The 22,732-nt window shown below is 63.0% G+C and carries 19 protein-coding genes; 3 read left to right on the forward strand and 16 right to left on the reverse strand.

The features are described 5' to 3' along the window. Positions 1–92 precede the first annotated feature (92 nt). Both gltX and Q9K02_RS09240 read left to right on the forward strand, forming a co-directional pair. Positions 93–1,544, forward strand: a complete 1,452-nt coding sequence (gltX, locus tag Q9K02_RS09235; protein WP_305932635.1) for a glutamate--tRNA ligase — start codon at positions 93–95, stop codon at positions 1,542–1,544. A 10-nt stretch (positions 1,545–1,554) separates the two neighbouring features. After that, on the forward strand, positions 1,555–2,841 hold the full coding sequence (locus Q9K02_RS09240) for a citrate synthase (protein WP_278328592.1): 1,287 nt from the start codon (positions 1,555–1,557) through the stop codon (positions 2,839–2,841). A gap of 53 nt (positions 2,842–2,894) precedes the next feature. On the opposite strand, the gene Q9K02_RS09245 is transcribed toward Q9K02_RS09240, so the two are convergent. The 4 genes from Q9K02_RS09245 to Q9K02_RS09260 all read right to left on the reverse strand — a co-directional run bounded on the left by Q9K02_RS09245 (position 2,895) and on the right by Q9K02_RS09260 (position 6,904). Continuing rightward, positions 2,895–4,337 (reverse strand): sensor histidine kinase, encoded by a 1,443-nt coding sequence (locus tag Q9K02_RS09245; protein ID WP_305932636.1) that lies wholly within the window; start codon positions 4,335–4,337, stop codon positions 2,895–2,897. Between the two features lie 2 nt (positions 4,338–4,339). Further along, complete coding sequence (locus tag Q9K02_RS09250; RefSeq protein WP_305932637.1) at positions 4,340–5,251, reverse strand: hypothetical protein; 912 nt, start codon at positions 5,249–5,251, stop codon at positions 4,340–4,342. A gap of 89 nt (positions 5,252–5,340) precedes the next feature. Further along, positions 5,341–6,519: a hypothetical protein gene (locus Q9K02_RS09255; RefSeq protein WP_305932638.1), complete on the reverse strand. Its 1,179-nt coding sequence runs from the start codon at positions 6,517–6,519 to the stop codon at positions 5,341–5,343. A gap of 79 nt (positions 6,520–6,598) precedes the next feature. Further along, positions 6,599–6,904, reverse strand: a complete 306-nt coding sequence (locus tag Q9K02_RS09260) for an Hpt domain-containing protein (RefSeq protein WP_305932639.1) — start codon at positions 6,902–6,904, stop codon at positions 6,599–6,601. Between the two features lie 86 nt (positions 6,905–6,990). Here Q9K02_RS09260 and Q9K02_RS09265 point away from each other — a divergent pair, with 86 nt between their 5' ends. Next, the gene (locus Q9K02_RS09265; protein ID WP_305932640.1) at positions 6,991–9,621 is read left to right on the forward strand and encodes a coiled-coil domain-containing protein; all 2,631 of its coding nucleotides are present in this window, start codon (positions 6,991–6,993) and stop codon (positions 9,619–9,621) included. On the opposite strand, the gene Q9K02_RS09270 is transcribed toward Q9K02_RS09265, so the two are convergent. The 12 genes from Q9K02_RS09270 to nuoG form a co-directional block, all read right to left on the reverse strand. Next, the gene (locus Q9K02_RS09270) at positions 9,622–9,894 is read right to left on the reverse strand and encodes a DUF1467 family protein (RefSeq protein ID WP_305932641.1); all 273 of its coding nucleotides are present in this window, start codon (positions 9,892–9,894) and stop codon (positions 9,622–9,624) included. Between the two features lie 9 nt (positions 9,895–9,903). Next, on the reverse strand, positions 9,904–11,553 hold the full coding sequence (locus Q9K02_RS09275; RefSeq protein ID WP_305932642.1) for a ribonuclease J: 1,650 nt from the start codon (positions 11,551–11,553) through the stop codon (positions 9,904–9,906). Further along, complete coding sequence (locus Q9K02_RS09280; RefSeq protein ID WP_305932643.1) at positions 11,550–12,323, reverse strand: type III pantothenate kinase; 774 nt, start codon at positions 12,321–12,323, stop codon at positions 11,550–11,552. Before Q9K02_RS09280 ends, Q9K02_RS09275 begins: the two co-directional genes overlap by 4 nt. Before the next feature lie 3 nt (positions 12,324–12,326). Next, positions 12,327–13,049: a biotin--[acetyl-CoA-carboxylase] ligase gene (locus tag Q9K02_RS09285; protein WP_305932644.1), complete on the reverse strand. Its 723-nt coding sequence runs from the start codon at positions 13,047–13,049 to the stop codon at positions 12,327–12,329. After that, a complete protein-coding gene (nuoN, locus tag Q9K02_RS09290; protein ID WP_305932645.1) occupies positions 13,046–14,509 on the reverse strand; it encodes an NADH-quinone oxidoreductase subunit NuoN in 1,464 nt (487 codons plus the stop codon). Before nuoN ends, Q9K02_RS09285 begins: the two co-directional genes overlap by 4 nt. Continuing rightward, positions 14,509–16,053, reverse strand: coding sequence for an NADH-quinone oxidoreductase subunit M (locus tag Q9K02_RS09295; RefSeq protein WP_305932646.1), 1,545 nt, complete (start codon positions 16,051–16,053; stop codon positions 14,509–14,511). Before Q9K02_RS09295 ends, nuoN begins: the two co-directional genes overlap by 1 nt. Next, positions 16,053–18,110, reverse strand: a complete 2,058-nt coding sequence (gene nuoL / locus Q9K02_RS09300; protein ID WP_305932647.1) for an NADH-quinone oxidoreductase subunit L — start codon at positions 18,108–18,110, stop codon at positions 16,053–16,055. The genes Q9K02_RS09295 and nuoL overlap by 1 nt, the downstream gene beginning before the upstream one ends. Positions 18,111–18,116: 6 nt before the next feature. Further along, positions 18,117–18,422, reverse strand: coding sequence for an NADH-quinone oxidoreductase subunit NuoK (nuoK, locus tag Q9K02_RS09305; protein WP_305932648.1), 306 nt, complete (start codon positions 18,420–18,422; stop codon positions 18,117–18,119). Further along, positions 18,419–19,042 (reverse strand): NADH-quinone oxidoreductase subunit J, encoded by a 624-nt coding sequence (locus tag Q9K02_RS09310; protein ID WP_305932649.1) that lies wholly within the window; start codon positions 19,040–19,042, stop codon positions 18,419–18,421. The genes nuoK and Q9K02_RS09310 overlap by 4 nt, the downstream gene beginning before the upstream one ends. A 27-nt stretch (positions 19,043–19,069) precedes the next feature. Then, positions 19,070–19,558, reverse strand: a complete 489-nt coding sequence (gene nuoI / locus Q9K02_RS09315) for an NADH-quinone oxidoreductase subunit NuoI (protein WP_278322679.1) — start codon at positions 19,556–19,558, stop codon at positions 19,070–19,072. Beyond that, positions 19,555–20,610, reverse strand: a complete 1,056-nt coding sequence (nuoH, locus tag Q9K02_RS09320; protein WP_305932650.1) for an NADH-quinone oxidoreductase subunit NuoH — start codon at positions 20,608–20,610, stop codon at positions 19,555–19,557. The genes nuoI and nuoH overlap by 4 nt, the downstream gene beginning before the upstream one ends. 133 nt (positions 20,611–20,743) lie before the next feature. Continuing rightward, positions 20,744–22,732, reverse strand: coding sequence for an NADH-quinone oxidoreductase subunit NuoG (gene nuoG, locus Q9K02_RS09325; RefSeq protein ID WP_305932651.1), 1,989 nt, complete (start codon positions 22,730–22,732; stop codon positions 20,744–20,746).

The raw sequence follows: 22,732 nt of genomic DNA on the forward strand, positions 1-22,732 counted from the left end.
CAGCCTGCACGGATCCTCCGTCCGTCCCCCCCATCGGTACCGAAGGCGTCCCGCGTGTCGCCATGCAAGTGTTTGAAAGGAAGCGAGAGCCAATGGCAAGCGATAGTGGAACGCCCGAAGGACAGGTCGTAACCCGCTTTGCCCCTTCGCCCACAGGATACCTGCATATCGGCGGCGCGCGCACGGCATTGTTCAACTGGCTCTTCGCCCGGCACCACGGCGGCCGCACGCTCCTGCGGATCGAGGATACGGACCGCAAGCGCAGTACGCAGGACGCGATCGACAAGATCATCGAAGGGCTCGACTGGCTCGGCCTCGATTTCGACGATGCACCGCTGTTCCAGTCCGACCGCGCCGAACGCCATGCCGAAGTAGCGCGCCAGCTTCTCGCAGCAGGCCACGCGTACAAATGCTACGCGACGCCCGAGGAACTCGAGCAAATGCGCGCCGACCAGCGCGCTGCCAAGCAACCGATGCGCTACGACCGTCGCTGGCGCGACCGCGACGGGAGCGAGGCTCCCGAAGGGGCGCCCTTCGTTATCCGTCTTAAAGTGCCGACCGAGGGCGAGACGACCATCGAAGATGCCGTCCAGGGTCCGGTGACCGTGAAGAACGCCGAGATCGACGATTACGTCCTGCTCCGCGCCGACGGTACGCCGACCTACATGCTCGCGGTGGTCGTCGACGATCACGATATGGGTGTTACTCACGTTATCCGCGGCGACGATCACCTCAACAACGCCTTCCGCCAGCTCCCTGTGATCCGCGCGATGGACGCGATCGAGGGCGGCTGGCCCGATCCGGTCTATGCTCACGTGCCGCTGATCCACGGTCCGGACGGCGCAAAAATGTCGAAGCGCCATGGCGCCGTCGGTGTCGAAGGTTATCGCGACGAAGAAGGCGTCCTGCCGGAAGCGCTCTTCAACTATCTCCTGCGCCTCGGCTGGGGTCATGGCGATCGCGAGGAGATCAGCCGCGAGGAAGCGATCGAGCTGTTCGACCTCGACGGAGTCGGCAAGGGTCCTGCCCGGTTCGATATCAAGAAGCTGCAGAACCTCAACGGTCACTACATTCGGGAGGCCGATGATGGTCGCCTGGCTCGCATCGTGGCCGAGAGGCTGGACGGTGATGCAGATGTCGATTTGCTCGAGCAGGCGATGCCGGTCCTCAAAACACGCGCTAAGTCCGTCAACGAACTCGTTGAAGGATCGCAGTTTCTTTTCGCCAAACGGCCTCTCGAGATGACCGAAAAAGCGGCCGCCCTGCTTGATGACGAAGCGCGCCAGCGCCTCGCGGGCCTGTCGAAAATGCTGCATGTGCAAAATGACTGGACAATCGAGGCTCTCGAAGCCACTACGAAATCGTATGCCGAGCAGCTCGAATTGGGTCTCGGCAAGCTCGCGCAGCCCATGCGCGCAGCATTGACGGGGACGACCACGTCCCCCGGCATTTTCGATGTGCTGGTCCTTCTGGGCAAGGAAGAAGCGCTCGCGCGGATCGATGCGCAAGCCGCCGACGCCCCGGGGCCAGACGGAAACCGTTGAGGAGACACGCGTGGCCGACAACAAGGCAACTCTCGATCTGGGCGACCAGACCCAGGAATTCCCCGTACTTCAGGGCAGCGTCGGCCCCGATGTCATCGACATCCGCAAGCTGTACGGCGGCACCGGCAAGTTCACTTACGATCCCGGCTACAAGTCCACCGCCAGCTGCGAAAGCGCGCTGACCTATATCGACGGTGAAGAAGGCGTCCTGCTGCACCGCGGTTACCCTATCGGCCAGCTGGCAGAACATTCCAGCTTCATGGAAGTCGCCTACCTGCTCCTGAACGGCGAGCTGCCGGGTAAGGAAGAGCTGGACGATTTCGACTATACGATCACGCGGCACACCATGCTGCACGACCAGCTGCGCCAGTTCTACCAGGGCTTCCGCCGCGACGCGCACCCGATGGCGATCATGTGCGGCGTGGTGGGTGCCCTGTCGGCGTTCTATCACGACAGCACCGACATTTCCGATCCCGAGCACCGCAAGATCAGCAGCCACCGCCTGATCGCCAAAATGCCGACGATCGCCGCCTGGGCCTATAAGTATGCCATCGGCCAGCCTTTCATGCAGCCGGACAACAACTTGAGCTACACCGGCAACTTCCTGCGCATGACCTTCGGCGTCCCGGCCGAGGAGTACGAGATCCATCCTGCTATCGAAAAGGCAATGGACCGGATTTTCATCCTCCACGCCGATCACGAGCAGAACGCCTCGACCTCGACTGTCCGCCTCGCCGGATCGTCGGGCGCGAACCCGTTTGCTTGTATCGCCGCCGGTATCGCATGCCTGTGGGGCCCGGCGCATGGCGGCGCCAACGAAGCTGCGCTCAACATGCTTCAGGAGATCGGTTCGCCCGACAAGATCCCGCATTATATCGAGCGTGCAAAGGACAAGAACGACCCGTTCCGCCTGATGGGCTTCGGGCATCGCGTCTACAAGAACTACGACCCGCGCGCGACGGTGATGCAAAAGACGCTGCGCGAAGTGTTCGAGGCACTCAACGTAAGCGATCCGGTGTTCGAGACGGCGCTGCGCCTCGAGGAACTCGCGCTGAACGACGATTACTTCAAGGAAAAGAAGCTTTTCCCGAACGTCGACTTCTACTCGGGCATCATCCTGAATTCGATCGGCTTCCCGACGACCATGTTCACCGCGCTCTTCGCCCTCGCCCGCACCGTCGGCTGGGTGGCGCAGTGGAACGAGATGATCTCCGATCCCGGCCAGGTCATCGGTCGTCCGCGCCAGCTCTACACTGGCCCGACCGAGCGCGATTACGTGCCGATGGACAAGCGGTAAACCCGGCTTCCGTAGCAATAGATCAAGGGGCGCTGCGGCGCCCCTTTTTCGTGTCAGGCGTTCGTGTCGTCGTCAGGAATATCGCGCCCCGGACCATCGCGCTTCTCCGATCGCATCTCTTCGGCGGCGGGGACTGAGAGCGTGAAACGCGCGCCCTGCCCCGGTGCGCTTTCGACTGTGAGATCGCCGTCCATCGCGCGTGCGATCCGGCGTGAAATATAGAGCCCAAGGCCAGAGCCACCATCGCCGCTGCGCCCCAAGCGCTCGAACTTCTCGAACACTCGCGCCTGCTGCTCCTCGTCAAGGCCGTGACCCTGGTCTGCCACAGTGATGAGCGCGCGGCTGCCGATCCGGTCGAGCCGGATCCAGACCTGACTGTCTTCAGGCGCATAGCGGATCGCGTTGCCGACGAGGTTGAGCAGGATCTGTAACACCCGCCGGAATTCGGCGATGGCCAGCTGGCTCTCGCCTTCCACAGGAGGCACCAGCGTGATGCCCTTCTCCTGCGCGCGAACGCCGAGAATGCCGCAGGCCCGCCGCGCGACGTCGGCAAGCTCGATACGGTCCGGCGCGGTAACGAATTGGTCTGATTCGACGACTTCTAGGTCTGAGAGGTCGTCAATCAGCGCCAATAGATGCTGGGCCGCGGTAGCGATATCGGCCGCATAGGAACTGTATTCGTCAGCAATCGGCCCCGCTAGCTTCGTCCTAATCGTTTCGGCGTTGGCGATGATGCGATTGATCGGTTGGCGGAGGACCGGCGTGAGGTCGCGACCGAAGGATGCGCCTTCGATACCGGCACCGTTTTCCGCAGCCTCTACGCCCGCAGCAGGCGTGTCAGCAGTCAGGTAGAGGGCGAAGCCTGCACTACCCGGCTCGCCCTTCCCGAGCGGTTCCAGATGCGCCGTCCATGCGCGCTTGGACCCGTCGATTTCGCAGCGCGAACCATCGAGCAAGCGCCAGTGGAGCGGCTGCTCGTGGGTGCTGCCTGGCAAATGGACGAAATCGGTCCAGGGCCGGCCTATCCCCCCGCGCGCGGCGTCCACGAATACTGCAAGGTCGGGTGCCTCGGTCTCTACCGACAGCACGCCCTGCGACGGGCTCAGCCTGACAGTGCAATCTGCCAGATGCCGGTTGATCTCGATCCGGCGCCGCGTGGCGTCGAGCTCGTTCTCCGGCGGCAGCTCTTCGCTGTGCCAGCTGACGACATCGATTGCGCTCTGCCAGATAGTTCCATCGTTGCCGAGTTTCGGGGTGATCTCTACCCACGCAGTGATGCTGTTCTCGCCATCGATGGCTGTAAATTGGCGGGCGAGCCGAAGGCCGTAAGCATTGGCCTTGTCGACCAGGGCCTGCAACTCGGGAATGGCGATCGGGCCTCCGATCTGCCCTCCGCAGGCTTCCTGCAGGCTCGCGAGCGGTTCACCGGCTTCGACGAGCCGCCCCTCGGCATCGGCCTTGGCAGATGCGATATAGCTTGTGCCGACGCTGGCCATGGTCAGACGATCCCCATCGTGCCGGCTTCCGCGAGCCATTTCTTTGCTTCAGCCGGCGTGATCCCATCGAGGCCGCCTTGCGGGCTGCTTTGTGGGTGTAACCGCAGGATCTGGGTATTCACTTCCGCAGCGTCTAGACCGCAGCCGCGCAGCGCCAGAGCGAGCCGCGCGACCTGCTGTTCATTCGTCGCAAGCACAGCAAGGTTGCGCGACTGGTTCGACCGCGCCGCCAGTGCTGTAAGGAACAGCGCGACCCCGGCATGTTCCACGTCGAGCGCTTTGCGCACATCGTCACCAAGCCCCGCCACGAGCCGCGCGAGCAGCGACAGGCGGGCCGAGCTCTCGTCATAGGCGTTGCGCAGCTTCGCTTCTGCGCGGATCATGGCATCGGACCGCCGATCCCCGCCGAAGTTGCGCCACCCCAGCAGCAGTTCGTGAAACAGGTCGCCCGGCAGTTCGGCGAGCGAAAGCTCCATGCGCCGCTGTGATTGGGCGAAGCGCGCCTGCGCGGCCAAAGCCCCCATCGCCGCGCTGGCCTGACCGCTGTCGGGCGAAGCAATCAGGGTCTGCAGTAGCGGGGAAAGCACCGGGTCGATGCCGTATTGCGCCTCCATCCGCGTCGCCAATTGCCACTCGAGCGCAAGGGCATGGCAATGCGACAGGATACGAGGGCTGGTGAAGAAATGCTGCGCCAGCGCTTCGCCATGCTTGTCGGCAAAGGCTTCACGGCCAGCTTCCCCGGTCGCCTCCGCCTGGGCCCGGAGGATCTGCCAGGCAAGATCGTGGCACATGCCGCGAATCCGCGCGACGATCTCGTCGCTGAACAACGAATGGTCCGGTGTTGCGAGCAAATGCTCCAGTATCGGCGTAACCCGCGCAAGCACGGCATTCCCGCCAGCCAGGGAATCGCGCAATTCTCTTGCTTGGTCCGCTTGGGCAGCGTCAGGCACCGGGATCTCCATCTTCATGCCTTCGCGCTATCATGGACATGGTTAAGTCGACGTTAGTCGCCACGGTAAGGCACAAGGAAGATCGAAGTCAGCACCAGCAGGGCCATGATCGCAGTGACCGGCTGGGTAATCCCTACAAACGCGCACGGAACCAGCAATGCGCTGGTTGCGATCCGGTCGCGGTAGGTCTCGCCCCAATTGTCGTCCCGCAGGCGAGCACCTAGCCGCAAGAGACCGAACAGCACCGCTGGAACGAACAGTCTCAGCCAACCGGTATCTTCGGGAGAGGCGGCCGCGATGAGGATCGCCAGCACCGGATCCGTCGACCAGTCCAGGGCTTTCGCCAGCGCCGATCTTCGCGCGCCGAATTGCCCCGCCCGTGCAATGCGCTCCACCGTCTCTCCCGCCGCGCCGAGCATGGCCATGACCGTACCGAGCGCCAGTGCGGGTACCGGCATGCCGAGTGCCGCGAGTGCCAGAGCGCCGATACCGCTGAGCACAGCGCCCAGCGCTGGAAGTCTCGCGCCCTTTTTGCCCAATGTGTCGCGCGCAAGCCGGGCGCCGACCCGCTCCGCGACCGCAAGTCCGGGGGCCGTGAAGGGTGCTGGCGATGCATGGGTCTTGATCCACCGTTCTTCCCGATCGACCAATTCTTCGATGCCGGGATCAATGTGCCACTGACCATCCTCGATCAGCCGCTTTTCCAATGGCAAGATTTTGACCCCCGATTGCAGCGACAGCCGCAGCAGGCTGGCAACCACGTCGCTATCAGGCGGCAGCTCGGCGAGACGTTCGACCACCGAACCCGGCGCGAGCAAGGCGCCCGACCACGCAAACTCGGGATCTATCCTCTCGTAGCCCCTCGGCACGGCGTCTTCGGCTGGAAAGGCCAGCACCGCCGGGCGAGCTACATTGCGGAGCACAGCAGCATCGGAAGGCAGGACGCCGGGAGCAAGCACGAACAACTCGTCAGCTGCAGTCACAAGGCCCGAGAGGGCCCGCGGGTTCTGCATGGCGACGAAGCGGACGCCGGATTGTTCGGCACGGCGCTGTGCCTCCGCGACCTCGCGGCCAATCCCTTCGACAAGGCATGCAATCGTTTCGCAACCGGCCGCCAGCGCGAGATCGATTTGCCGGTCGATGACGCGTGCGCCCGCGAAATTGCGATAGGCCGCGCGCACCGGTGCCGGGGTGACGGCATCATCGAGCGTGGAAAGTAGGGCGACGCGCAAAACGCTCTCCGGTTGGGCTGCTGCGCCGGCACTCTAGTTTTGCCCGGACGGCTAAGCCACCCCAGTCGGTGGATTTCCCTCAGTCCCGGAAAGCAAGTTCCTCGCTGAAGTTACGGATGCGGACGACTATTCCCGGGTCGCCCGGTGCGCCCTCCAGCGCCTCGCGGGCCAACGCCGCCAGTTCATGCGCGTGGAAGCTGGCAGCCAGTCCCTGGAGGCGTTCGGCAGCGACCAGCCAGTTCCCGTCGCACCGCGCCCTGCCCAGCAAATCGGCCTGCCGTGCAACGCTCTGCGCGAAAGCAGCCTTCAGCTCGGCCTGCAGCGCCTCGTCGGCACCGGCAGCTGCACCGATAGCGGCTTCGAAATCTGACGAATGATAGGCCATCGCGCCTAAACCTAGGCAGGGATGAGTTAAAGTGGGTTTAAGCATAATCGAAACGTGGTAGATTCTGCCCTATGAGGAAGCGCTCCATGATCAAGGCTGTCTCCGACGAGACATCGGTCGATGAAATTGAAATCGAGGGTTACCAGCAGCCTGTCGATGAAAGCTCGGACGAATTCGAGGAATTTTACGACGCGGATGTGGAAGAGTACGAGGAATTCGTCGCCGAAGACGATGACCCCTCACTTCGTCGCCAATGGGTTGCGCCGGCTCTTGCCATGACTGTTATCGTAGCATGGACCGCCTTCTTCGTGTGGGCGAACCGGAGCGAAATGCTCGCAGGGGGCACGGCGCAGCAATGGACCGGCTGGATTACCAGCTGGGCGATCCTCGTCCTTCTCGTGGTGAGCTTGTGGATGCTGGCCGTCCGCAATTCCCGGCGCGAGGCGCGCCGGTTCGGCGAAGTTGCACGGTCGCTGTCGGAGGAGTCGGCGCGTCTCGAGGCGAAGCTCGCCGTGGTGAACAGAGAACTCAGCCTCGCGCGCGAATTTCTCGGCTCGCAGACGCGCGATCTCGAATATCTTGGCCGCTCGGCAAGCGAGCGGATTTCAGAACATGCCGACCGCCTTCAAGGGCTCATCCACGACAATGGCGAGCGAGTGGATGCAATCGCCCGCGTCAGCGACGCCGCACTCGAGAACATGGACAAACTTCGGGACAACCTCCCGGTCATCGCCAACTCGGCCAAGGATGTGTCCAACCAAATCGGCGGCGCCGGGCGGACGGCGAAATCCCAACTGGACGAGCTGGTTGCGGGCTTTCGCCGACTTAACGAATTCGGCACCGCGAGCGAGCGGCAAGTCGCTTCCCTTCGAGAGCGCGTCGACGAAGCGCTCGTGGCCTTCGAGGCGCAGACCGAGCAGCTCGGCACCATCGCAGAGCAGCGTTTCGCGGTCCTCCGAGAGGAGAGCGAAGCATTTCGCGGGGAACTGGACGGGCGCGAAGTCGATGCCCTCGCCGCAATGCGCGGTCGAGCCGAGACCTTGCGCGCAGAACTTGCCGAGACCGGGCAGCAAACGTCGGCGGAGCATGAGACTGCTGTGGCGCATTTGCGGGTCCAGCTCGACAGCCTGCGCGATGAAGCCGCGACGATCGCTGCCGAGGTGCGCCAAGGCGAAGCAACGGCCTTGGCGAGCTGGGGCCACCAGATCGACGCCATGCGCGAACGGCTTGAACTCACCGTCCAAGAGATCAAGGCGATCGACCAGTCCGCTCTCGACTCCGCGAATGAGAAGCTGAAGGCCCTCTTTGCCGAAGCCGAAGCCGTCGATGCCCGCATCACCGAACGCAACCGGCTGTTCGACGAACAGACCGCTGGGCGACAGGCGAGATTCGACGCGGCCGAGGAAGCGGCGTTGGCGACCATGCACGAAAGGCTCGAAGCGCTAGACAACGCGCTGGCCACCAAGCGCGCCGCTCAGCTCGAGCAGGCCGACAAGCTAGCTCGCGAGGGCGATGCGCTGGCGGAGAAGATCGGCCGTCTCGGAGAAGTGTTCGATGCCGTCCACCGGCAGGGCCAGGAAGCCAGCGGCAGCGTTGCCGAGGGCGTCGATGCGCTCAACGCGAAGCTTGTGGAAAGCCGCGAAGCGCTCGACGGTACGGATATGGCCGTGGCCGCACTTACGGATGCGAGCGTACGCCTGCTCGAACTCATTCAGGCGAGCGCCCATCAAAGCCGCAACGACCTGCCCAATGCGATGACTGCAAGCGAGGAACGCCTTGCGGCCATCGAGATCCGCGCCCGCGAGGTCCACTCGCTGCTCGACCAGGCTCGACAGGCCGGAGAGCAGGCCAGCACAAGCATGGACACAGCCGGGAACCAGGCCCGCGAGGCGATGGAAGACATCGACCGCTTCCAGGCCGATTTCGGGGAAACCACCGCGGCACAGGTCGACAGCATCGAACGGCTCCGCTCGAGCGTCGCAGCGCTCGGCTCCGAAAACGAAGCCGTGGCGACGAAAGCGCAAGAAGAATTGCGCGAGGCGATCGAGGCGCTGCAGACAAGCGCGCGGTCCGCCCTCGCGGCTATCGAAAACGAGCAAGCCGACCGGATCGATCAGATCGCGGCGAAAGTCGGCGAGAAGAGCGCCGAGTCGATCGAGAAGGCGCTCGCGGAACATACCGATGAAGCACTGGCGAAGCTCGAAGAAGCGACGACACGCTCCTCCGAAGCGGGGCGGGAAGTTACGCGGCAGCTGCGCGACCAGCTCGCCAAGGTCAATGAATTGACCGGCAATCTGGAGAGCCGCATCGCCCATGCGCGCGAACGGGCGACCGAGGATGTCGACAACGACTTCTCCCGCCGCGTCGCGCTCATCACCGAAAGTCTGAATTCCAACGCTATCGACATCGCCAAGGCTCTATCGACCGAGGTGACCGACACGTCCTGGGCAAGCTACCTTCGCGGCGATCGCGGCATTTTCACCCGCCGTGCCGTGCGGCTGGTCGACAATACCGAAGCACGGGAGATCGCCGAACTCTACGATGCGGACCACGATTTCCGCGAGCATGTCAGCCGCTACATCCATGACTTCGAGGCGATGCTGCGGACGATGCTCAGTACCCGTGACGGGCACGCCGTCAGCGTCACATTGCTATCAAGCGATATGGGCAAGCTCTATGTGGTGCTGGCACAGGCGCTCGAACGCCTGCGGCAATAATCAGCCGGCGGAAGGTCCCCAGAAGATCAGGTCTTCCGGCCCGATCCAGCCATTGATGTAATTCGCGACGTAAAGCGTCGTCAGGACGGCAGCGAGCACAATGGCGCGCACCATCAGCCGCCCCGGGCGGAACTCGACCGGAGCGCTATCGGCCTGCCCTGGCACCTTCTCGATCCCAGCCTCGTCATGTGTGCGGACGCCGAAAGGCAGCAACACGAAAGCGCTGAACACAAGGAAGAGGAAATAGATCGCGAGGATGCTGGTCCACTGCATCTGATCACCTCACAGGTTCGGCAGAATGACGCGCACTTGCGGACGCTTGCCCGACCAGCGCTGTGCGGCACGCCGGGCCGCGAGCCGAGCCGCTTCGTGAACCAGTGCCGGGTCCTTGCGCGCATTGCCCTTGAGCTTGCCGATCGCCGCCACGATGTCGGCCTGCGCCTCTTCGACAAATTCGGGGTAGTCCTCGTCGAGCGGCAGGCCGAGGCTGTCGAGCCGGGGATTGAGGTCGCCATCGAGCGCGACGATTACCACGCCCTCGCGCATGAGCCGGCGGCGCATGGTGATCGCCTCGCCATCCGCAGGCGCGATGATGTCGCCATCGAGTACGAGCCGCCCTGCCCTCACCTCGGCGATCTTGCCCGGAGCGCCGGGCGCGAGGCGGATGATATCGCCGTTTTGCTGCACGACGTTCGACGGAATCGCGTTTGCCGCGCCGAGCCGTGCCTGCTCCTGCATATGCCGCATCTCGCCGTGAACCGGCACGAGGACGTCCGGGCGGATCCAGCCATACAGCGCCTCGAGCTCGGGGCGACCGGGATGGCCGGACACGTGAATCATGCTCTGCCGGTCGGTCACCATGGTGATGCCGCGCGCGGCCAGCTTATTCTGCACCGCGCCGATGCTGATCTCGTTGCCCGGAATCTGGCGGCTCGAGAACAGCACCACGTCACCGCGCACAAGTTCGAGCGGGTGGTTTTCGTCGGCGATCCGGGCCAGCGCCGCGCGCGGTTCGCCCTGCCCCCCGGTCGCGAGGATCAGCAAGTCGCCGCGCGGCAGGCCCATCGCAGTATCGAAATCGACCGGATCGGGGAAATCGGTGAGATATCCATTCGCCTGCGACACCTCGATAATCCGGTCGAGCGAGCGCCCGGCCACGCAGACCTGCCGGCCCGTTTCGCGCGCGACATCGCCGAGGGTCTGAAGCCGGGCGACATTGCTGGCGAAGGTCGTCACCAGCACGCGCTTGCCGCTGTGACGCTGGACCTCCTCGAGCAGGCCCTTGTAGACCGCTCCTTCGGACCCACTAGGTGCTGGATTGAAGACATTCGTGCTGTCGCACACCAGCGCCAGCACGCCCTCATCGCCGATCTCGGTCAGCTCTTCCTCGGTGGTCGGCTGGCCGATGATCGGATCCTCGTCCAGCTTCCAGTCGCCAGTGTGAAAAATGCGGCCGTGCGGGGTCTCGATCAACAGCGCATTGCCCTCCGCGATCGAATGGGCGAGCGGAATGTAGGTGACCTCGAAAGGCCCGACGGCGAAACTGCCGTGATCGTCCTCGATGATGTTGAGTTCAATCTCGTTCTCGATGCCCGCTTCCTGCAGCTTGCGCCGCACCAGTTCCGCTGTGAACGGCGTCGCATAAATCGGCACGCCGAGATCGGCGGCGAAGTATGGGACGGCGCCGATGTGGTCCTCATGCGCGTGGGTAATCACGATGGCTTCGAGTTGCTCCACGCGATCCTCGATGAATTCGAGATCGGCGAATACGAGATCCACACCGGGATACTGGTCGCCCGAGAAGGTCATACCCAGATCGACCATCAGCCAACGACCCTGACAGCCGTATAGATTGACATTCATGCCGATCTCGCCCGAGCCGCCGAGCGCGAGGAACAGCAGTTCGTCTTCCGGAGTAAAATTTTTCTTCACGCAGCACGCTCCGCCAGCAGGGCCAGTCCTTCCAGGGTGAGGTCCGCATCGACCACGTCGAACAGGTCGGTGTGCTCGTCGAACAGGATGGCGAGCCCGCCGGTGGCGACCACCTTGGCCGGACGCCCCACTTCCTTCTTCATGCGCGAGATCAATCCCTCGATAAGCGAGACGTAGCCCCAGAACACGCCGATCAGCATCTGGTCCTCGGTATTGCGACCGATAACGCTATCGCTCTTCGGCTTTTCGATCGCGATGCGCGGCAGTTTGGCGGTGTTGCCGACCAGTGCATCCAGCGACAGGTTGATGCCGGGCGCGATGATGCCGCCTTTATAGGCGCCGGTGAAATCGACTGCATCGAAAGTGGTTGCGGTCCCGAAATCGATCACGATCAAATCGCCTTCGTATTTCTCATGCGCGGCGAGCGTGTTGAGCGCGCGATCGGCGCCGAGCGAACTCGGCTGCTCGATATCCAGCTCGAAGCCCCAGTCGGCATCGCCCTGTCCTGCGACGAGCGGCGTGATGCCGAGATATTTCTCCGACAGGACAGTGAGGTTGTGGATCGCCCGGGGCACGACCGAACCGATGATGACCTGCTCGATATCGTTTTTCTCGAAGCCCTGGAGCTTCGCGAGCTGAAGCAGCCAGACGGCATATTCGTCGCCGGTGCGCCGTGGATCGGTGGCGATGCGCCAGCGTGCCTTGATCGTCCGCCCGTCGAAGAGGGCAAAGACCACATTGGTGTTACCGACATCGGCCGCGAGCAGCATGGCTCATCCCTCCTGTTTGGCGAGCATCACGTCGCCGGCATGGATGACACGCCGCGCGCCATCCGCCAAGCGCAGTGAAAGCGCGCCTTCGGCTGTCAATCCAGCGAATTCCGCCGTGATCGGTTCCTCGCCGGGTGGATGCACGGTGAGCAGAGTGCCTGCGGGATGCGACGCCTCTATCCAGCGGCGTACGAGTGGTTCGAGACCATAAGTGCGCCAGCGGTCGAGCTCGCGATCGAACGACGCAGCGAGGCAGTGAGCGAAATGGTCGCGATCGGGCGCCGGGGCAAATGCGCTGAGGGCGACTGTTTCGCGATCCGGGAGATCGGGCGCAGCTGCGAGATTTGCCCCGATGCCCACCACGATGGCGTTCCCTTCCCGCTCCAGCAGGATCCCGGCGAGCTTGGCGGAGCCGAGCATGAGGTCGTTGGGCCATTTAAGCATCGGGACTTGCGGTGGCGACAATAGCGGAGCAATCGCTTCATAGAGCGCGAGGCCAGTCATCAGGGCGAGGCTGGCGGGTTGCGGATCGCGTGGATGGGGACGCACGATGGTCGATCCCATGAAATTGCCAGACCCGTCGAACCACGTCCGACCTTGGCGCCCGCGCCCGGCGACCTGCCGGTCGGCGACGAGCCATTGACCCTCGTGCACTCCCTCCCCGCGGCGAAGCTGCTCCGCCAGATCGCTATTGGTCGAGCCGGTTTCGGCGACGACGCGGATCACATCGCGGCGGCGAAGCTCGCCGCAGCAGCCGCACTCCATTCACCGAGCGGGATGGTCAGGAAATAACCCAGCGGCGAGATGATCGCGACGCTGAGGCCCAGAACGATCCAGTGGCCGATCGGGCTTTCTGTTTCAACTTCGCGCGTGGCGTCGTCGAAGAACATCACCTTGACGAACTTGATGTAGTAGAAGGCGCCGATGACGCTGGCGGCAATGCCGATGGCGGCCAGTGCGACCAGATCGGCTTGGACGGCTGCCTGGAAGACGACGAACTTGCCCCAGAAACCGAACAGCGGCGGGATGCCGGCCAGGCTGAACATGAGCGCCAGCAGGCACCACGCGAGCGCAGGCCGGTTAGTGGAGAGCCCGGCGATGTCGTCGAAGGTTTCGAGATTCTGCCCCATCGGATCGCGGAGCATCAGCAGCGCAGTGAAGCTGCCGACCGTCATCGCGACATAGATTGCCAGATACGTCAACACACCGGCCACGCCAGCGGGTGTCGCTGCGGCGAGCCCGATGAGGATGAAGCCGACATTGTTGATTGAGGAGTAAGCGAGCAGGCGCTTCAGGTTCTGCTGGCCGATTGCGCCGAGCGCACCGACCACGATGGACGCAAGCGCGGCAAAGATCACGATCTGGCGCCACGCGTCCACTTCGCCTGCGAACGGTTCCATCGCCATGCGGACGAGCATGGCCATGGCCGCCACCTTGGGCGCAGTGGCGAAAAAGGCGGTGACCGGGGTCGGCGCGCCTTCATAGACGTCTGGCGTCCACATGTGGAACGGTACGGCGCTGACCTTGAAGGCAAGTCCTGCCAGCACGAAGACAACGCCGAACAATGCGCCCGTCGAGAATTCTATGGCAAAGGCTGCACGAATGCCTTCGTAATTGGTGCTGCCGGTGAAGCCGTAAACCAAGCTAACGCCATACAGGATGATGCCAGAGGCGAGCGCGCCGAGGACGAAGTACTTCAATCCAGCTTCCGCCGAGCGCGTGTCGTTACGCAGGAAGCTGGCGAGCACGTAGCTCGCCAAGCTCGACATCTCGAGGCCGATGTAGAGCGTCATCAGATCGGTGGCGGAAACCATCATCCCCATGCCGACGGCATTGAACAGCATCAGCACCGGATATTCCGGACGGTAAGCCCCGCGCTGGTCGAAGAAGCGTGGCGTGACCATCAGCACAGCAATCGTCGCGAGATAGATGAGGATCTTCGCGAAGCTACCAAACGTGTCTGCGCGATAGAGATCGCCGAACGCGCGACCTGCCGTCGAACTGGCGGCAAGATCGAACAGGTGCCCGCTGAACAGCGTCGCGCCAACGAGCGCCGATACGGCGAGAATGGTGACCAGGCGTGCCGAGCGTGGACCGCCCCAGGCCGATACCAGCAGCAGTACGAGGCCGACGATCGAAAGCCCGACCTCGGCGCCGGTGAAATAGAGGGAACTGGCGAGATTCATCAATGCGCTCCCTCCGCATCGTGTGCGGCTGCGACAAAATTGGCGTTGCGCTCCATCGGCTCGCCGACCCGGAGCTGGCTGTCGCCCTCCGGCGCGGCACGCGCCATGCGGACCTCCAGCGCGGCGATGTCCTGCCGCATCGGGGCTAGGAAGCTTTCCGGATAGACGCCCATCCACAGCGTGGCCGCAGCAATGGGTGCGAGCATCAGCCACTCGCGTGCGTTGAGATCGGGCATGCGCGCCGCATCGGCATTGCGCTGCTCTCCGAAGGCTACGCGGCGGTAGAGGTAAAGCATGTATGCGGCACCAAGGATGATGCCCGTGGTGCAGACCAGCGTCACAAGGGTCGAGACCTTGTAAAGGCCGGCCAGCGCGAGGAATTCGCCGACGAAATTGCTGGTCCCCGGCAGGCCGATGCTGGCCATGGTGAACAGCAGGAAGAACAAAGCGTATTTCGGCATGTTGATGCTGAGCCCGCCATACCGGTCGATCTCGCGGGTATGCAGCCGGTCGTAGATCACGCCGACACACAGGAACAGCGCGCCGGACACGAGGCCGTGGCCGAGCATGACCATCATCGCGCCCTCGATGCCCTGTACGTTGAAGGCGAACAGGCCAGCGGTCACGATCGCCATGTGGGCGACCGAGGAATAAGCGATCAGCTTCTTCATGTCGTGCTGCACCAGCGCGACGAGCGAGGTATAAATCACCGCGACCATCGACAGCGCGAAGACCAGCCATGCGAACTGGGCGCTCGCTTCAGGGAACATCGGCAGGCTGAAGCGGATGAAGCCGTAACCACCGAGCTTAAGCAACACGCCAGCAAGGATCACCGACCCTGCCGTCGGTGCCTGCACGTGCGCGTCGGGCAGCCATGTATGCACGGGCCACATCGGCATCTTCACCGCGAAGCTCGCGAAGAAGGCCAGCCACAGCCAGGTCTGCGCCTGCGGGCTGAAGTCGTAATTGAGCAGCGTCGGAATGTCGGTGGTGCCCGCTTCGTTCACCATCCACATCATCGCGATCAGCATCAGCACCGAGCCGAGCAGCGTGTAGAGGAAGAACTTGTAGCTCGCGTAAATGCGGTTGTCGCCTCCCCACACGCCGATGATGAGGTACATAGGGATGAGGCCGGCTTCGAAGAAAATGTAGAACAGGAACATGTCCTGCGCGGCGAAAACGCCGATCATCAGCACTTCCATCATCAGGAAGGCCGACATGTATTCGCCCACGCGCTTGGTGATCGCGTCCCAGCTGGCGAGGATGCAGATCGGCATCAGGAAGACGCTGAGCATGATCAACATCAGCGCGATCCCATCGATGCCGAGCGCATAGCTGAAGCCGGCGAATATTTCCGCCCGCTCGACGAACTGCCACTGCGCGCCGCCGATATCGAAGTTGAGCCACAGCAGCACACCGAGCGCGAGATCGAACAGCGTTGCGAACAGCGCCACCATGCGGGCGCTCTGCGCGCCGAGGAACAGGCAGGCGATGGCTGCAACGAGCGGCACCGCAAGCATCAGCGAGAGGATGGGGAATTCCATCAGAACAGCACCCAGGTGACAGCGGCGACGAGCCCGAGGAGCATCACCAGCGCATAGCTATAGAGATATCCGGTCTGGAACTTCTTCGCGCCGACCGAGCCCTTCTCGACCACCCAGGCCACACCATTGGGGCCGAAGCGGTCGATCGTGCCGACATCGCCGAGTTTCCAGAACTGGCGTCCGAGCCAGAAGGCAGGGACGATGAAGAGGTAGTGGTAGAGCTCGTCGAAATACCACTTGTTGTAGAAGAACCGGTAGATCGGGCCGAGCTGTTCGGCACCCTTGGCGGGGATCGTCGTGTCCTTAATGTACGCGAGCCAGGCAATGGCGAGGCCGATCAGCATGACGAAGGTCGCCGTCAGCTTCACCCAGTAAGGCACGTTGTGCAGGGCGTGGATCAGGTTCTCGTTGAAATAGATCGAGCCGTCCCAGAAATCCGCGCCGTCGATGAAAGCGTCTTTGAATACGAAGCCGGCAAAGACCGCGCCGATCGACAGGATGCCGAGCGGGATCAGCATGCTGAGCGGACTTTCGTGCGGGTGGTAGCCGCCCGTCCCTGCCTCGTAATTCGGCGACGGCACGGCATGCGTGACATCGTGGCCGGCATCTTCCTGCACGGCGGGATTGTGATCTTCGGGTTCGTCATGGCCGTGGTGAACGGCGTGCTGGATATGCTCGCTATCGGCCCAGCGCGGCTTGCCCCAGAAGGTCAGGAACATCAGGCGCCAGCTGTAGAAGCTGGTCAGAAGGGCCGCGACGGCGCCCATCCAGAAGGCGAACATGCTCATTTCCGTACCGCGGGCGAAGGCGGCTTCCAGAATGGCGTCCTTGGAATAGAACCCGGCGAACCCGAACACGTAGAGCACGCCGACACCGGTGATCGCGAGCGTCCCCGCCATCATGGCCCAGAAAGTCAGCGGGATTTCCTTACGCAGCGCGCCGTAATAGCGCATGTCCTGCTCGTGATGCATGGCGTGGATGACCGAGCCCGCGCCGAGGAACAGCAGTGCCTTGAAGAAGGCGTGGGTGAACAGGTGGAACATGGCCGCGCCATACGCGCCCACGCCTGCAGCGAAGAACATGTAGCCGAGCTGCGAACAGGTCGAATAGGCGATCACGCGCTTGATGTCCCACTGCGTCGTGCCGACGGTGGCGGCAAAGATGCAGGTGGCGGCGCCGATGAAGGTCACGACGCCGAGTGCGACGGGCGCGGTCTCGAACATGGGCGACAGGCGGCAGACCATGAACACGCCCGCGGTCACCATAGTGGCGGCGTGGATCAGTGCGGAAACCGGCGTCGGGCCTTCCATAGCGTCGGGCAGCCAGGTGTGCAGGCCGAGCTGCGCCGACTTGCCCATCGCGCCGATGAACAGGAGGATGCAGAGCACGTCCATGGTCGCAACGCGGTAGCCGAGGAAGCCGATCGTCGCGCCGCTCATCGAGGGCGCAGCCTCGAGGATTTCGGGGATCGATACGGTGTCGAACACCAGGAAAGTGCCGAAAATGCCGAGCATGAAGCCGAGGTCGCCGACTCGGTTGACGACGAAGGCCTTGATAGCGGCGGCATTGGCGCTGGGCTTCTTGAACCAGAAGCCGATGAGCAGGTAGCTGGCGAGGCCCACTCCTTCCCATCCAAAGAACATCTGGACGAGGTTGTCCGCCGTCACCAGCATCAGCATGGCGAAGGTGAACAGCGAGAGGTAGGCGAAGAACCGCGGCTGGTCCGGGTCTTCTTCCATATAGCCCCAGCTATAGAGGTGGACGAGCGCCGATACGGTGGTGATGACCACCAGCATCACTGCGGTCAGCGTGTCGACGCGCAGCGCCCAGTCGAAGGCGAGATCGCCCGACTGCATCCATTGCAGCACCGGCACGACGGTGGCGGTGCTGTCGCCCAGCCAGAAGCCGATGAAGACCGGCCAACTCAGCGCGCAGCTGATGAACAGCGCACCGGTCGTGATCGACTTGGCGACGACGCTCGGCGCAGACTTGTTGATGAAGCCGCCGACGATCGCTGCCAGCAAGGGCAGGAAGACGATGAACAGGATGGGATGCACCGGTGCTTACCCCTTCAACCGGTCGACGTCGTCGACGGCGATCGTGCCGCGACCACGGAAGTAGATGACGAGGATGGCGAGCCCGATGGCCGCCTCGCCCGCCGCGACTGTCAGGACGAACATGGCGAATATTTGCCCGACCAGATCGCCGAGGAAGGCGGAAAAGGCGACGAGGTTGATGTTCACCGCGAGCAGGATGAGCTCGATCGCCATCAGGATGACGATAATGTTCTTCCGGTTGAGGAAGATACCCAGCACACCCAGCACGAACAGGATCGCGCTGACGACAATGTAATGTTCGATGCCGATCACAGCTCGACCCCCTTGCCGATGCCCGGCTGCTTCATCACCGTCGCCTCTTCCGGCCGGCGGCGGTTCTGCTTGCCGATATCCTGCTGGCCGCGCGCATCAGCCGGGCCCTTGCGATGGGTGAGGACGATCGCGCCGACCATGGCCACCAACAGGATGATGCCGGCCGCTTCGAACAGGAAGATATAGTCGCGATAGAGCAGCGCACCGATGCTCTCGATATTCGAGCGGTCGAGCAGCGGAGCCGATGCACCGTCCGGCGTTCCGAGCTCGATCGCGCCAACCCGGTAGGCGCCGATGCCCAGCACCAGCTCCGCCAGCAATATGGCCGCAATGGCGATGCCGAGCGGGAAATTCTTGATGAAGCCTGCGCGAAGCTCGGCGAAGTCGATGTCCAGCATCATGACGACGAACAGGAACAACACCGCGACCGCGCCCACATACACGATGACCAGCAGCATCGCGATGAACTCCGCGCCCACCAGCACCATGAGCCCCGCCGCATTGAAGAAGGCGAGGATCAGCCAGAGGACCGAATGCACCGGGTTGCGCGACATGATGACCATGACGGCGCTGGCGATCACCAGGACGGCGAACAGGTAAAAGGCGATGGTCTGAATCATGAGCCCCGTTTCTCGTTGGCGCGGCGGTTAGCGATAGGGCGCGTCGGCTTCAAGGTTTGCGGCAATCGCCCGCTCCCACTTGTCACCATTCGCGAGCAGCTTGGCCTTGTCGTAAAGCAACTCCTCGCGGGTTTCCGTCGCATATTCGAAGTTCGGGCCCTCGACCACGGCATCCACCGGGCAGGCTTCCTGGCAGAACCCGCAATAGATGCACTTCGTCATGTCGATGTCGTAGCGCGTGGTGCGGCGGCTACCGTCTTCGCGCGGCTCGCTCTCGATCGTGATCGCCTGCGCCGGGCAGATCGCCTCGCACAGCTTGCAGGCGATGCAGCGCTCTTCCCCGTTGGGATAGCGGCGCAGCGCGTGTTCGCCGCGGAAACGCGGGCTGATCGGGTTCTTTTCGAACGGGTAGTTGATCGTCACCTTGGGCTTGAAAAAGTACTTCAGCGTGAGGGCATGCGCCTTCACGAATTCCCACAGGGTGAACGATTTTACGAGATGCGCGATCGTGCTCATGCCGCGCTCCCAAAGTGACCGGTTGCCATCAGATAGCCCGAAATAACGACGATGAAGAACAGGCTGAGCGGGAGGAAAACCTTCCAGCCAAGCCGCATCAGCTGGTCATATCGATAGCGCGGAACCGTCGCCATGACCCAGCTGAAGAAGAAGAAGAACATGAACGTCTTGAGCAGCAGCCAGACGATGCCCGGGACGTAATATAGCGGCTCCCAGTCGATCGGCGGCAACCACCCACCCCAGAACAGCAGGGCGTTGAGGATGCACATCAGCAGGATGTTCGCATATTCGCCCAGCCAGAACATGGCGAAGGCCATGGAGCTGTATTCGGTCTGGTAACCGGCGACGAGCTCGCTCTCCGCCTCGGTCAGGTCGAAGGGCACGCGCTGCGTTTCTGCGAGGCAGGAGATGAAGAACATCACCCAGATCGGGAACATCAGCGGGTGCACGACGAAGGCATTGATCACGCCCAGCCCGAATTCCGCCTGCGCGTTTACAATGCCCGACAGGTTGAAGGTACCGGCAAACAGCACGACGCACACGAGGATGAAGCCGATCGAGACCTCGTAGGAAATCATCTGCGCCGCGGCGCGCATGGCCGAGAAGAATGGATATTTCGAGTTCGACGCCCAGCCCGCCATAACCACGCCGTAAACCGACAGCGAGCTGATCGCGAGAATGTAGAGCAGGCCGACATTGATATCCGCCAGCACCACGCCCGCATCGAAGGGCACCACCGCCCATGCAGCCAGCGCTACTGTGAACGTCACGATGGGAGCGAGGATGAAGATGCCCTTGTTCGCGGCCGAGGGAATGATCGTTTCCTGCAGCATCACCTTCAATGCATCGGCGAAGCTCTGCAGCAGCCCAAAGGGACCCACCACGTTCGGCCCGCGACGCAAGTTGATCGCCGCCCAGACCTTGCGGTCGACATAGATCACCATGGCGACGGCCAGCATCACCGGCAGCGCGATCAGCAGGATACCGGCGATCGTCGCGGTGAACCACGCGAACTCGTAATTCATGCCGAGGGATTGGAAGAATTCGGTCATCTCACGAGGCTTCCGGCCAGAATGCCCAAGCCAAAGCAAGGACGATTAATATTACAAACAGAACTGTGCACCCCACCTGCACTTTCGGCGGCAGAGCTGCGAAAACAGCGTCCCATATCCAGTCGAGCATGGGTCACTCCGCCGCCTCCGCCAGATCTTCGCCATGCAGCAGTTCTGCCGAGCAACGCTGCATCACTTCGCTGGCACGGGCGATCGGGTTGGTGAGGTAGAAGTCCTTGATCGGATAGGCGCTAATCGTGCCTTCGGCCTTGGCCTTTGCGTCGGCCTTGGGCAGCGCACCATAGTCGGCGAGACCTTCCTCGCCCAGCGCGGGCACTTCAGCGATCATCGCGGCCTGCAATTCGGCGAAGCTGTCGAAGCCGACTGCCACACCCAGCGCGTCGGCCAGCGCGCGCAGAATCGTCCAGTCCTCCCGAGCGTCACCGGGTGCGAAGACGGCCTTCTCGGCGAATTGCACGCGGCCTTCGGTGTTGACGTAGGTCCCGTCCTTTTCGGCATAGCTTGCCGCGGGCAGGATCACGTCCGCCGCATGCGCGCCCTTGTCGCCATGATGGCCGACATAGACCTTGAGCGCATCGGCAAACGGCTCGAAATCCATCTCGTCCGCACCGAGGCTCAGGACGACCTTGGGCTTGCCATTCACGATATCCGCCATGCCTCCGGCCTGCGCGAAGCCGAGCATCAGCCCGCCCATACGCGCAGCGCTGAAATGGAGGACGTTGAACGCCGCGCCGAACTTCTCGGCCAGCGCCAGCGCCTTGCCATGCGCGCCCTTCAGGGCCGCGCCGCCGACGATGAGCGCCGGATTTTCAGCGTTCTTCAAAGCATCGCCGAGCGTCTTGGGCAGCTTGTTCAGCACGCCGAGATCTTCGCCGAGGAATTCGGCCGGATAGGTCGTATCCCACCAGGGGCCGATTACGAATACTTTCGCGCCGCGCTTCACCGCCTTGCGGATACGGACATTCACCAGCGGCGCTTCCCAGCGGACGTGGCTGCCGACGATCAGGATCGCGTCGGCGTTTTCGATGCCCGCAAAAGTCGAGTTGAAATTGACCGCAGCGAGGATCGACGTGTCGTAATCCATCCCCGTCTGCCGACCTTCGACAAGCGTCGAGCCGCAGGCCTTAAGCAGCGCCTTGGCCGCGAACATGGTCTCGCAATCGAGCATGTCGCCGGCGATGGCGGCGATGTTCTTGCCCGGCTTGACCTTGGCGATGGCCGTGAAGGCCTCGTCCCAGGTCGCCGCCTGCAGCTTGCCACCTTTGCGGATGTAGGGCTTGTCGAGACGGCGGCGCATCAGGCCGTCGACCTGGTAGCGGGCCTTGTCCGAGATCCACTCCTCGTTGACGTCGTCATTGATGCGCGGGAGCGCGCGCATGACTTCGCGGCCCTTGCTGTCGAGCCGGATATTCGAACCGACCGCATCGGACACGTCGATGCTGAGCGTCTTCTTCAGCTCCCACGGGCGCGCTTCGAAAGCATAGGGACGGCTGGTGAGCGCCCCGACCGGGCAGAGGTCGATCACGTTGGCCGACAGCTCATGCTCGGCAGCCTGCTCGAGGTAAGTCGTGATCTGCATGTCCTCGCCGCGATAGAGCGCGCCGATTTCGTCCACGCCGGCGATCTCTTCGGAGAAACGCACGCAGCGGGTGCAGTGGATGCAGCGGGTCATGACCGTCTTGATCAGCGGCCCCATGTACTTCTCGGTCACCGCGCGCTTGTTCTCGTGATAGCGCGTAGCGCCGCGACCATAGGTCATCGACTGGTCCTGCAGGTCGCATTCGCCACCCTGGTCGCAGATCGGGCAGTCGAGCGGGTGATTGATGAGCAGGAACTCCATTACCCCTTCGCGCGCGGTCTTGACCATTTCGGTGTCGGTGCGGATTTCCTGCCCGTCGGTAGCGGGGAGCGCACAGCTCGCCTGCGGCTTGGGCGGTCCAGGCTTCACCTCGACCAGGCACATGCGGCAGTTGCCGGCGATGCTCAGCCGCTCATGATAACAGAAGCGCGGGATTTCCTTCCCGGCAAGCTCGCACGCCTGCAGGACGGTGGCGCCGTCCGGAACTTCGAGTTCCTGTCCGTCTACGATGACTTTAGGCAT

The organism is Qipengyuania profundimaris (genome assembly GCF_030717945.1).
Taxonomy (GTDB): Bacteria; Pseudomonadota; Alphaproteobacteria; order Sphingomonadales; family Sphingomonadaceae; genus Qipengyuania; species Qipengyuania profundimaris.